At 70.9% G+C, this 11,188-nt stretch carries 10 protein-coding genes and 1 pseudogene; 5 read left to right on the plus strand and 6 right to left on the minus strand.

What is annotated here, in order from left to right; all coding sequences use genetic code 11:
* Positions 1–188 precede the first annotated feature (188 nt).
* The 3 genes from E1293_RS17815 to E1293_RS17825 all read left to right on the plus strand — a co-directional run bounded on the left by E1293_RS17815 (position 189) and on the right by E1293_RS17825 (position 2,638).
* Positions 189–452 (plus strand): hypothetical protein, encoded by a 264-nt coding sequence (locus E1293_RS17815; protein ID WP_132198536.1) that lies wholly within the window; start codon positions 189–191, stop codon positions 450–452.
* 90 nt (positions 453–542) lie between these two features.
* The gene (locus E1293_RS17820; RefSeq protein WP_132198537.1) at positions 543–1,649 is read left to right on the plus strand and encodes an LLM class flavin-dependent oxidoreductase; all 1,107 of its coding nucleotides are present in this window, start codon (positions 543–545) and stop codon (positions 1,647–1,649) included.
* Positions 1,646–2,638, plus strand: a complete 993-nt coding sequence (locus E1293_RS17825; RefSeq protein WP_132198538.1) for an AraC family transcriptional regulator — start codon at positions 1,646–1,648, stop codon at positions 2,636–2,638. Before E1293_RS17820 ends, E1293_RS17825 begins: the two co-directional genes overlap by 4 nt.
* A 1-nt stretch (position 2,639) precedes the next feature.
* Here E1293_RS17825 and E1293_RS17830 read toward each other — a convergent pair whose 3' ends face one another.
* From E1293_RS17830 to E1293_RS17855, 6 genes are all read right to left on the minus strand, one after another.
* Positions 2,640–4,421 carry an SDR family oxidoreductase gene (locus tag E1293_RS17830; protein ID WP_132198539.1) on the minus strand — a complete coding sequence of 594 codons (1,782 nt, stop codon included), beginning with the start codon at positions 4,419–4,421 and terminating at the stop codon, positions 2,640–2,642.
* Positions 4,422–4,494: 73 nt separating this feature from the next.
* Positions 4,495–5,028, minus strand: coding sequence for a GyrI-like domain-containing protein (locus tag E1293_RS17835; RefSeq protein WP_165978262.1), 534 nt, complete (start codon positions 5,026–5,028; stop codon positions 4,495–4,497).
* The gene (locus tag E1293_RS17840) at positions 5,025–5,780 is read right to left on the minus strand and encodes a MerR family transcriptional regulator (RefSeq protein ID WP_132198541.1); all 756 of its coding nucleotides are present in this window, start codon (positions 5,778–5,780) and stop codon (positions 5,025–5,027) included. The genes E1293_RS17835 and E1293_RS17840 overlap by 4 nt, the downstream gene beginning before the upstream one ends.
* A gap of 40 nt (positions 5,781–5,820) precedes the next feature.
* Positions 5,821–6,909, minus strand: coding sequence for a CapA family protein (locus E1293_RS17845; protein WP_132198542.1), 1,089 nt, complete (start codon positions 6,907–6,909; stop codon positions 5,821–5,823).
* A 159-nt stretch (positions 6,910–7,068) separates the two neighbouring features.
* On the minus strand, positions 7,069–8,094 hold the full coding sequence (locus E1293_RS17850) for an SPFH domain-containing protein (RefSeq protein WP_132198543.1): 1,026 nt from the start codon (positions 8,092–8,094) through the stop codon (positions 7,069–7,071).
* Entirely contained in the window at positions 8,091–8,546 is a 456-nt protein-coding gene (locus E1293_RS17855; RefSeq protein ID WP_132198544.1) for an NfeD family protein, read from the minus strand. The genes E1293_RS17850 and E1293_RS17855 overlap by 4 nt, the downstream gene beginning before the upstream one ends.
* Positions 8,547–8,685: 139 nt before the next feature.
* On the opposite strand from E1293_RS17855, the gene E1293_RS17860 reads away from it, so the two are divergent.
* Complete coding sequence (locus E1293_RS17860) at positions 8,686–10,902, plus strand: molybdopterin oxidoreductase family protein (protein ID WP_132198545.1); 2,217 nt, start codon at positions 8,686–8,688, stop codon at positions 10,900–10,902.
* A gap of 106 nt (positions 10,903–11,008) precedes the next feature.
* Positions 11,009–11,188, plus strand: a pseudogene (locus E1293_RS17865) ((2Fe-2S)-binding protein); the annotation flags it as partial.

Consider the following 11,188-nt stretch of genomic DNA (forward strand, 5'->3'; position numbering starts at 1 on the left):
CCTTGATGGCGCTGGTAAAACTAGCCGGTCGGCGCAGTGGACTATCCCGTTCGCGTTGAAGCGGCGTGCGGGGTGGTCCATCATTGGAACCTCGCCTGCCGCCCGCCCATCCCCTTGCCCGCCGACTCAGGGAGACGAGAGTTCCGCCGATGACCTTCTTCCCCCTCAAAGGCGAACACCCCTGCTCAATGCCCGACTGTAACCGGCTCTCGTGTTTCCATGTGCGGCTGGAGGCCGGCGACGACCGCACGGACACGGACGCGGACACGGACGCGGACACGGGCGCGGATTCCTGCGGCGCCCACCTCGCCGAAGTCGTGCAGAAATCGGCGCGCCGGGCCCGCGAGCAGCGGCGGCGTCCCGCACAGGTCGTCGTGTACGCGGCGGCCGGCGGCAGGCAGGTCCACCCGGGAGGATTCGGCCGGCTCCCGCTCGGTGCCATCCCGGTGTGAACCTGACTGCTTTCGGCCATTGCCCACCGTTCGGCGGCTTCCGATACTGGGCGGGCAATGCCGAACGCGGCCGGACGAAAAGGGGTCGGCATGGGATTCCAGCTTGGCTTGTTCTCCCCCAACACCGAATCGGGACTCGCGATCACGACCGCTCCGGAAAGATGGCACGCGACCTGGGACAACAATCTCCGGCTCGCCCGGATCGCCGACGAGGCCGGCATCGACTTCCTCCTCCCGGTCGCCCGCTGGACCGACTGGGGGCCGGACACCGACTTCCACAAGAGCGCCCTCGACCCGCTCGTCTGGGCGTCCGGACTATTGGCCAGCACGAGCCGGCTGCGCGTGTTCAGTACCGTCCACACCGCGTTCCACCACCCGGTCGTCGCGGCCAAGCAGCTCGCGACCGCCGACCACCTCAGCAAGGGGCGGGTCGGGCTGAACATCGTCGCCGGCTGGCACGCTCCCGAATACGAGATGTTCGGCCTCACGCTGCCCAACGACCACGACACGCGGTACGCGCTCGCGCAGGAATGGTGGGACGTCGTCAAGCGCATCTGGTCCACCGACGAGCCGTTCGACCACGACGGGCGGTTCTTCCAGCTCCAGCACGTCGTGGGCAGGCCCAAGCCCTACAACGGGCACAGCCTGCCCGTCATCAACGCCGGATCGTCCACTCAGGGGCGCTCGTTCGCCGCGCGCAACGCCGACCGCGCGTTCACCGTGGCGGCCGGACCCGAGGACGGCGCGGAGATCGTGAAGGCCATCCGCGCCGAGGCCGCGTCCTACGGCCGGACGGTCGGCGTCTTCACGCTCGGCCACGTCGTGTGCCGCCCGACCAAGGACGAGGCGGAGGAGTTCCTGCACTACTACGCCGACGAGCACGCCGACTGGCCCGCCGTCGACGAGGTGATGCGGCTGCAAGGGCTGCACGCGCAGTCGTTCACGCCGGAGATGCTCCAGGTGTTCCGCGACAGGTTCGCGGCGGGGCACGGCAGCTGCCCGATCATCGGCGACCCCGACGACGTGGCGGACGGCCTCGCCGAGTTCGCGCGTGCGGGATTTGACGGTATCGCTCTGTCGTTCCTCAATTACGCTGATGAACTGGGCTACTTCGCAGCCGAGGTCATGCCGCGGTTGCGCGCCCGGGGTGTTCTGTCCACCGACCGCCAGGAGACGGGTCCGCCCATAGGAACATGACTTCTCTCGATGCGTCGCCGCCCCTGTCCGCCTACCAGCGGGTCGTCAGCACGGACATCGACGTCCTGCACGACAAGGTCGAACCGTTCGCCGTGGGCCACGACCTCCAGGTACTGGAGCCGGACGTCCCGCTGGACGGTCAGGTCAACGCCCTCGGCTTGGGCGCGGTCAACCTGGTCTGGGTGCGGTACGGGGGCGGCGGGGTCATCGTGGACACGCCTCCGACGGAGGGTCATTTCGCCATGTGCGCCCCCATCGCGCCCATGGGCGTGGAGTACCGGGTCACGAAGAGGCGTGAGACCGCCGGGGGCAACCTTGTCCTGTCCCATGACGAGGCGATGCGGATGACGCCGCATCCGACGCTGGGCTGTCTGGTCATCGCCACGAGCACGGGACGGCTGGCCGACCATCTCGCCGTCCACCTCGGGCGCGACTACACCACGCCGCTGCGTTTCCACAGGATCGACGGGCCGGCCATAACGCCGCCCTCCATCGTCGAACGCACCTGGCGGTACGTGTGCGACGTCCTGGACGCCGCGACCGCGCAAGGCGGGCTGCACCCGCTGGCGGCGCGCAGTCTGGAGGAGGCTCTGCTCACCGCGATCCTCCTGGGTCTGCCCCACACCGGCATGGAATGCCTGGCGGAGGTCCCTGAGAAGGTGCCTCACCACTTGGCCGGGGCCATCCGGGGGTGGGTCGAGACAAACCACCACCGTCCGATCGGCGTCACGGACATCGCGGCGGCCGTGGGCCTAGGCGTCCGGCAGCTCCAGGTCATCTGCCAAGAGCAGTGGGGCGTCACGCCCACGCAGCTCTTGCGCGGCGTAAGGCTCGACCACGCCCGTGCTGCACTCACCGTGGCCCAGCCAGGGCCGCGGACGGTCACGGACATCGCGAGGGCCGCCGGATATCTCCACATGAGCCGTTTCGCCGCCCACTACCGGCAGCGCTTCGGGGAGACGCCCAGGCAGACCCTGAAGCGAAGCTGAGTCAGCCGTGGAGGCGTTCTGTGTCCGCCCGGACGCGATCTCCTGCCTGGCGTCCGATGCGTGCGAGCGCCCTGTTCGCGGTGGGTGAGACACGAGAGAGCGCACGGCCGAGACGTGCTTCGGCAGCGACCGCCACCAGGGGCGTGTCCTGCCGGACGGCTCGCAGAATTGCCCGAGCGACCTTCTCCGGCGGGAACCCACGGCGCTCTATGGCGCGGCCCATGCGTTCACGCAGCTCGGTGTCCACGCTGGGCGGCAGGCCCACGAAACGGGTTCGTCCGGTGATGGGCGTGTCGATGGCACCGGGGCAGATGGCCGAGACACCGATCCCGTAGCGGTCGAGGTCGAGACGCAGGCATTCGGTCATCTGCAGTACGGCGGCCTTGGTGGCGCCGTAGGCGGGCAGCTCCGGACTCGGCAGATAGGCGGCCATCGACGAGATGTTCACGATGTGGCCCCACTCGCCGCGTTCCACCATCTGGCGGCCGAACAGGCGGGAGCCGCGGTACATGCCGTCCACGTTGATGGCGCGGATGCGCGCCCACTCCTGCTCGGACGTGTCGAGCAGCGAGCCCGCTATGGCAATGCCCGCGTTGTTCACCACGACATCGGGGACGCCGAACGTCTCCCTGACGTAGTCGGCGAACTGTTCCATCGCCTCTGCGTCGGCTACGTCGACCCCGTAGATGTGGGCTTCGCCGCCGGCCACGTCTATCTCTTCCGCAGTGCGCTTGGCGGCGCCCTCGTCTATATCCGCGACGATTACACGGGCCCCTTCGGCGGCGAAGGCTTGGGCGGTTGCGCGTCCGATGCCACTGCCCGCCCCAGTGACGACGACGAGATCGCCTCCGAACTCCTTGCCGGGTTGTCCTGCCGCGCGCGCGTGGGCAAGCTCAGGCGTCTCTGGGCCGCCGTCAATGTGCTCTACGAACTCGGTGACCCAGCGGGCGATGAGGTCAGGGTGGCTACGCGCTACCCAATGCCCGGCCGGTGCCCGCCTTACATACAGGCGCGGGACGGGCCCACGCGCGGACAGCAGGAGCGACTGCGACCCGTAGCGGTCCTTGACGGGGACGATGAGCTGTACGGGCACGTCCGTCCGCCCATCACCGGCCGTGCCGGAACCGCGCCCCATGTTCGCGCGGTAGAGGCCGAGGCCGTTGCGGGCGTCCGCGCGAAGCGTGCCCGCCGGGTGGCCGGAGCGCGGCTCGGCGCCCTCGCGCATCCGCATCGCGCGGCCGAACCCGGCGGCGAGCACCCGGGCCGCGACCTCCCCGACCCGCGGCGCCATCAGCACCGGCATGTAGACGCTGCGGCGCGCCTGCCCGAGCACCTCCGCGACGCCCCGCGGCCCGGACCGGACGGCCTCCCGCGCCCAGCGGGCCATGTGCCGCCGGTCCGGCCCCGAGATCGACGTGAACGAGGCGATGCGGCCGCGCAGCCGCTGCCCGATGACGGCCTCCCAGCCCTGCACCGAGCCCCAGTCGTGCCCCACCAGGTGGACGGGGCCGCCGCCGGCCACCCCGTCCAGGACGGCCAGCAGGTCCCCCATCAGCGCGTCCAGCCCGTAGTCCAGCGGGTCGGACGGGCTGCCGGACGCCCCGGCGCCCCGCACGTCGTAGGCGACGACGCGGAACCGTCCGGCGAGCCGCTCGGCCACCTCGTCCCACATGGCGCTCGTGTCCGGATAGCCGTGCACGAGGACGACCGTCGGCCGGCCGTCCGCACCGCGCACCCGCACCGCCAGCTCGATCTCGCCCGACCTCACCCGCTGGTCCCGCATCAGCCCGCCTGCCCGTCGGTAGGAGCCCGTTTCCCGTGAAACTACGCCCCTGAGGCGGACTGTCCAGCCCGCGCTACCGGACGGGCTGGCGCAGGATCGTGTGCATCTTCGCCGAGTCGGTCTCGCTCGGATCGGACAGGTAGATCTCGTGGTGCAGGCCGAAGTGCGCGACGCCTTCGGCCTCCATCAGCGCGTCCATCCGGGCGAGGGACGCCGGCTCGTCCGAGTACGCCCCGTGGTGCATCACCTGCACGCACAGGCCGTCGGTGTAGGTCGCGTGCTGGACGCGTGCGGCCGCGGGCACCTTGACGAGGACCTCCGCGCGGGCCCGGTCGATCGACGCCGTCTCGTCCGGGAGGCGCAGGAACAGGTGCCACCGCCACTCGTCGCGCGGCACGTCGAGCGGCGGGCGCTCGTCCTCGACCCACCAGCGTCCCTCCAGCGGCACCATGGGCGCCCCCAGCGCGCCCATGACCGCGTACAACGCGCCGACGCTCTCGATGTACGCGGCACCTCCCGGCGCGCCCCGTCCGGACACGGCCAGGCCGGACACGGCCCCGTGCTCCACCAGCTCCGGCTCGTCCGCCGCCTCGTACCACTCGCTCATTGCGGATCCTCCACTGCGATCATCACCCGGGTCTCCAGGTGTTCGGGCGGCGTGGTCGCGGGGTCGTTGAGGTACACCTCGCGGACCGGCCCGGCGGGCGTGTGCCCGTAGTCGCCGAACCATGCGAGCACGCCATGGACCGTGAGCGAGATCTCCTCATAAGGGCCGGTATGGACGGCCGCGGCGAACGCACCGCCCGGCAGGACGTCGTCGCCGTCCGCCGCCTGGACGGTCACGCGCACGTCGAACTCGTCCGCCATGTCCAGCGGGAACAGCCCGACCATCAGGCCGTCGGGCGACATCCGGGGCAGCAGCCGGGCCACGCACGCCGACGTCGCCTCCGCGATCGTCGTCGGCGTCGCCGGGCCACGCTCGGCGAAGACCCGCCGCGCGGGCTCCCGGACGACCGACACCTCGGTCTCCGGCAGTCCCTCGGCGACCACGCGGTCCAGGATCCGCAGGGCGCGCCGCCGCCGGTCGACGTCGGCCTCGATCCGGTCCCGCGCCTCCCGCAGCGCACCGCCGTCCCCGGACAGGACGCGCGCGACGCTCGGCAGCGGGACGTCCATCGCCCGCAGCAGGCCGACCAGCAGCGCGTCCCGCGCCTGGGCGGGCCGGTAGTACCGGTACCCGGACGCCGGGTCGATCCACGCCGGGACGAGAAGCCCCAGGTCGTCGTAGTGCCGAAGCTGCTTGACGCTCAGCCGGCACAGCCGGGCGAACCGTCCGATCGGCAGGAGATCGTTGCTCACGGGCCCCACCCTGCGCCCTCCCACAGGGGGAGAGTCCAGCTCAGGACGAACGGGCGCTGAGACCGGTGCACGAACGCAGCCCGTTCCACCGCTTGAGCTCGGCCTTCGCCGCGGCGCCCTTCATCGGGATCGGAAGGCCACCGCTGATCAGCGCGGGATTCCACTTGTCCTTGGTGACCTTGCCGTTCTCCAGCTTCAGCCACAGGACACCCGACTTCGCCGTCTGACCGCTCGCGGAGTAGAACACGAAGTTGCCCATGCCGTAGTGGACATAGGAACCGTTCATGTAGCCGCCGCCCAGCGGGATGTGGGCGTGCCCACCGACCACGACATCGGCACCCGCCGCGACGAGCGCCTTGGCGAGCTCCTGCTGACGTGGAAGCGGGCACGCCTTCAGCTCGGCTCCCCAGTGCAGGTGCACGATGACGACGTCCGAGCCTTGGCGCGCCTCCTTCACCGCCTGCACCATCCTCGGGACGTCCTTGGCCGACGCAAGACCGCCCTTGGCGTCGGTGGCCGTCCATGCCTGGATCAGGTTGTCGTCCAGCACCTGTGTGGCACCGATGATGGCGACCTTGTTGCCCTTCACCGTGACGCGATACGGCTTGTAGGCGGCATCAGCGTTCTTGCCGATGCCGACGACGGGGAACCCAGTGGTCTTGATGGTGGCCAGAGTGTCGCGTAGGCCGCCCTCCATGTAGTCCATGCCGTGGTTGTTCGCCATGGACACGACGTCCACCCCCGCGGCCTTCAGCGCCTTGAACGCGGACGGCGGCGCACGGAAGGTGAACTCCTTGCCGGGCGCGGGCGTACCACCCGTCGTGATGGCCGTCTCCAGGTTGAGCATGGTGAGGTCGGCCTTGCGCAGCTGCTTGGCGACCGGCCCGAGTGCCGTGGACGGGTGAGCGAGACGGCCGCGCAACTGGCCCTCGAAGTGCGTGTCGCCACCGAACGCGATCAGGATCGGCTCCTTGGCGGGCGGCGCCGGCTTCCCCCCGCCGGTCCCGCCGGACGGCGTGGACGGCGGCGGCGTCGCGCCCTTCGCCTCGGAGTCCCCTGAACCGCCGCACGCCGCGGCCGCCAGCGCCACCCCGGCCACGACCGCGACCGTCTTCCCCCGCATCCCCATCGCCCAGCCTCCGTCCGGCCCACCTGGACCTCTGCGTCGGGACGGCCAAGCATGCCACGCCTACCAAGCGGCAGTCGTGCATCGGGGGACGCTTGACACCGAACTTCCCGAAGGCATGGATCTGAGCGTGAACTTCTCCGAGTTGGAGAATGTCTGAGCTCAGGAGCGCTCTGACTGGTCCTCCTGGCCGTTGCGCTTGAGGCCGACGGTGAGTTCGAAGGGGCCGTCCGGCTGGGCTAGTTCTGGCGAGTCGGACGGTTCCGGCTTGGTCGTGGCCTTCTTGAAGGCGGTCTTGGCTTCGTCCATGGTGCCGCCGAAGGCTTGGCTGACCGCCTGTAGGGCGGTGGTGACCTCGCTCGGGATGACCCAGAAGGTGCTGCCCTGGCCCTCCGCCAGTTTCGGGAGGGTCTGGAGGTACTGGTAGGCGAGGAGCTTCGGGTCGGGGTCGGCGTCGTGGATGGCGCCGAAGACCTGCGCGATCGCCTTGGACTGGCCCTCGGCCTCCAGGATGGCGGCGCGCTTGCCGCCCTCCGCCTTCAGGATCGCGGACTGCTTCTGGCCCTCCGCGGTGAGGATCGCCGACTGGCGGGCGCCCTCGGCGGTCAGGATCGCGGCGCGCTTCTCCCGCTCGGCCCGCATCTGCTTCTCCATCGCGTCCTTGATGGAGGGCGGCGGCTCGATCGCCTTGATCTCCACCCGGGTGACGCGGATGCCCCATTTGCCGGACGCGTCGTCCAGCACGCCGCGCAGCGCCGTGTTGATCCGGTCGCGGGACGTGAGGCTGGCCTCCAGGTCGAGGGTGCCGATGACGTTGCGGAGGGTCGTCGCGGTGAGCTGCTCGATCGCCTTGATGTAGTTGACGATCTCGTAGTCGGCGGCGCGCGGGTCGGTGACCTGGAAGAACAGCACGGTGTCGATGTGGACGACGACGTTGTCCTCGGTGATGACGGGCTGCGCCTTGAACGCCACCACCTGCTCGCGCAGGTCGAGCAGGGACTTCACCCGGTCGACGAACGGGACGACGAAGCTGATGCCGGGTTCGAGGGTGCGGTGGTAGCGGCCGAGGCGCTCGACGTTGCGGGCCCGCGCCTGCGGAATGATCCACACCGCCCGCATCACCGCCGTGGCCAGGACGACCACTCCGGCGAGCACGACGATCAGCAGGGCGATGGCGATGTCGGTCATGGTGGCTCCTCATCCGTTCCGGACGAGACCGGATAGAGCAGGGCGGTGGCCCCTTCGATGGCGAGGACGTCGGCGGTGGCCCCGGCCGGGATGACGAGGTCGGGGTCGTAGGGGCGGGCCGTCCACTCCTCGCCGCCGATCTGGGCGCGGCCGCCGCGGCGGGTCACCTCGGTGAGGGTGTACGCCTCGCGGCCGACCAGCGCGGCCGTCCCGGAGCGCAGCGGCGGCGGCTGCCTGATGTGGCGGGTCGCGATCGGGCGGACGACGGCGATGCCGGCGATCGAGCCGACCCCGAACACGGCGGCCTGGACGGCGAAGGGCAGGCCCAGCGCCCCGGTCAGGCCGGCGGCCAGGGCGGCGACGGCGAGGATGCCCAGGGCGAAGGTGAGCGTGAGCAGCTCGGCGATGCCAAGCAGCGCGGCGACGAGCAACCAGGCGACCCACGGCTCCATAGCAGCTCCCTAGTGGCTGCCGAAAGTCCTCCCTCCCAAAGTAACTCCGAAATCGCCGTGACGGCCATGCCCCGCCATGGCGCCGTCTGGACGGACCGGCCATCATGGAAACGGTCCCGTTCACACAAGGAGTGTCCCGATGGGCGACCGCACGGCCTTCCGTACCTGTCCGCTCTGCGAAGCCCTGTGCGGGCTCGAACTCACGCTGGACGACGCGGGCGCGGTGACGCGTGTCCGCGGCGACGAGAAGGACCCGTTCAGCAAAGGCTTCATCTGCCCCAAGGGGGCGACGCTGGGAAGCCTCGACGGGGACCCCGACCGGCTGGCGGAGCCGCTGGTCAAGGGTGCGACGGCCGGCTGGGAGGAGGCGTTCGACGCGGTCAAGCGGGGCTTGGCCGACGTCATCGCGCGGCACGGGCGGGACGCCGTCGCCGTCTACATCGGCAACCCGACCGCCCACTCGATCGCCGGCCCGCTGTACGCCGGCGCGATCGTGAAGGCGCTCGGCACGCGCAACCTGTTCACGGCCAGCACCGCCGACCAGATGCCGAAGCACGTCGCGTGCGGGCACATGTTCGGCGATCCCCTGGCGATTCCGGTGCCCGACCTCGACCGCACCGGACATCTGCTCATGCTGGGCGCGAATCCGCTGGAGTCGAACGGGAGCCTGGCGTCCGCGCCCGATTTCCCCGGACGGCTCAAGGCGATCCGGGCGCGCGGCGGCAAGGTCACGGTCGTCGACCCGCGGCGGACGCGGACGGCCGCCCTCGCCGACGAGCACCTGTTCATCCGTCCCGGGACGGACGCGTTCTTCCTCATGGCGCTCGTCCACACCCTGTTCGCCGAGGACCTCGTCGCGTCCGCCGAGCACCTGGCCGGGCGCGTCAACGGGCTGGACGACCTGCGCGCCCTCGCCGTCGACTTCGCCCCCGAGCGGGTCGCGACGCTCACCGGCATCCCCGCCGGGACGATCCGGCGGACCGCGCGCGAACTGGCCGCCGCCGAGCGCGCCGCCGTCTACGGCCGCATCGGGACGTGCACGCAGGCGTACGGGACGCTGAACAGCTGGCTCGTGGACGTCCTGAACGTCCTCACCGGGAACCTCGACCGTCCGGGCGGCGCGATGTTCCCGCGTCCCGCGCACGCGCCCGTGTACCGCCGCAAGAAGCCGTTCACGACGGGACGGTGGCGCAGCCGCGTCCGCGGGCTGCCCGAGGTCAACGGCGAACTGCCGGTCGCGACGCTCGCGGACGAGCTCGAGACGGAGGGCGAGGGCCAGGTCAAGGCGCTGATCACGATCGGCGGGAACCCGGCGCTGTCCGCCCCGAACGCGGCCCGGCTCGACCGCGCGCTCGACGGCCTGGAGTTCATGGTGAGCATCGACCCTTACCTGAACGAGACGACCCGGCACGCCGACGTGATCATGCCGCCGCCGCGCCCGGCGCAGACGCCGCACTACGACATCGCGCTGACCGGCCTCGCCGTCCGCGACTACGCGCGCTACTCGCCGCCCGTCGTCCCACTGCCGGACGGACGTCCCAGCGAGGCCGCCCTGCTGGCCCGGCTCGCCATGATCGCCTCCGGCGCCGACGGCGACCCGGCCGCGCTGGACGAAATGATCATCAAGTCGACGCTCGCCAAGGCCGTCACGGTCGAGGGTTCCCCGGTGCACGGCCGCGAACCGGACGAACTACGCAAGATGCTCGACCACGGCACCCTGACCGAGCAGCGGCTCGACATGATGCTGCGCCTCGGCCCCTACGGCGACGGCTTCGGCGCCGACCCCGCCGGCCTCACCCTCACCCGGCTGCGCACCGGGCACCCGCACGGCCTCGACCTCGGCGCCCTCAAGCCGCGCCTCGACGAGGTCCTGTGCACCACCTCGGGCCGGGTGGAGCTGTGCCCGTCCACGTTCGCCGCCGACGTCGACCGCCTGCACTCCGCCCTGCGCGACCCCGAGACCAGCGAAACAGTGCTGATCGGACGACGCCACCTGCGCTCCAACAACAGCTGGCTGCACAACGTCCCCGAACTGGTGCGCGGCTCCAACACCTGCACCCTCCAGCTCAATCCCGCCGACGCCGACCGCCTCGGCATCGCCGCCGGAGACCCCGTCCGCGTCACGTCCCGGACGGGCACCATCGAGGCCGTCGCCGAACCCACCGACACGATCATGGCCGGCGTGGTCAGCCTGCCGCACGGCTGGGGCCACGACCGGCCCGGAACCCGCACCGGGACCGCCAGCCGGCACGCCGGAGTGAACGTCAACGCCGTCACCGACGAAAGGGAGATCGACCCCCTTTCCGGCAACGCCGTCTTCAACGGCGTCCCCGTCACCCTGGAGGCCGCGCGCTGACCCCGTTGTTTATCCCTCCCGGCGCCAGGTACGTATGACTGGCCGCAAGAGAACGCGGAAGACTAGTGTCGCAACAGGCGTCTCAGCACATTCGCGGAGGAGGGACATGAACCGACGGGTCAACATATTCCGGCGCGGGTCCCACCCCCAGGCGTCCGCGCGGCTGGCCGACGCCACCGAGGGCCTGGAGCACGTCCGCGGCTTCGACCGCACCATCCGGGTGCTGTCCACGGCCGTACGGCGGACGCTGCGCCCCGGCCCCCTGAAGGACGCCCTGCACGGCGTC

Source organism: Actinomadura darangshiensis (genome assembly GCF_004349235.1).
Taxonomy (GTDB): domain Bacteria; phylum Actinomycetota; class Actinomycetes; order Streptosporangiales; family Streptosporangiaceae; genus Spirillospora; species Spirillospora darangshiensis.

Bases quoted from the DNA above. Each gene is read 5' to 3' on its own strand.
- E1293_RS17845 (WP_132198542.1), bottom strand. From the start codon at position 6,909: ATGGGGATGCGGGGGAAGACGGTCGCGGTCGTGGCCGGGGTGGCGCTG.
- E1293_RS17825 (WP_132198538.1), top strand. From the start codon at position 1,646: ATGACTTCTCTCGATGCGTCGCCGCCCCTGTCCGCCTACCAGCGGGTC.
- E1293_RS17860 (WP_132198545.1), top strand. From the start codon at position 8,686: ATGGGCGACCGCACGGCCTTCCGTACCTGTCCGCTCTGCGAAGCCCTG.
- E1293_RS17830 (WP_132198539.1), bottom strand. From the start codon at position 4,421: ATGCGGGACCAGCGGGTGAGGTCGGGCGAGATCGAGCTGGCGGTGCGG.
- E1293_RS17855 (WP_132198544.1), bottom strand. From the start codon at position 8,546: ATGGAGCCGTGGGTCGCCTGGTTGCTCGTCGCCGCGCTGCTTGGCATC.
- E1293_RS17820 (WP_132198537.1), top strand. From the start codon at position 543: ATGGGATTCCAGCTTGGCTTGTTCTCCCCCAACACCGAATCGGGACTC.
- E1293_RS17835 (WP_165978262.1), bottom strand. From the start codon at position 5,028: ATGAGCGAGTGGTACGAGGCGGCGGACGAGCCGGAGCTGGTGGAGCAC.
- E1293_RS17850 (WP_132198543.1), bottom strand. From the start codon at position 8,094: ATGACCGACATCGCCATCGCCCTGCTGATCGTCGTGCTCGCCGGAGTG.
- E1293_RS17815 (WP_132198536.1), top strand. From the start codon at position 189: ATGCCCGACTGTAACCGGCTCTCGTGTTTCCATGTGCGGCTGGAGGCC.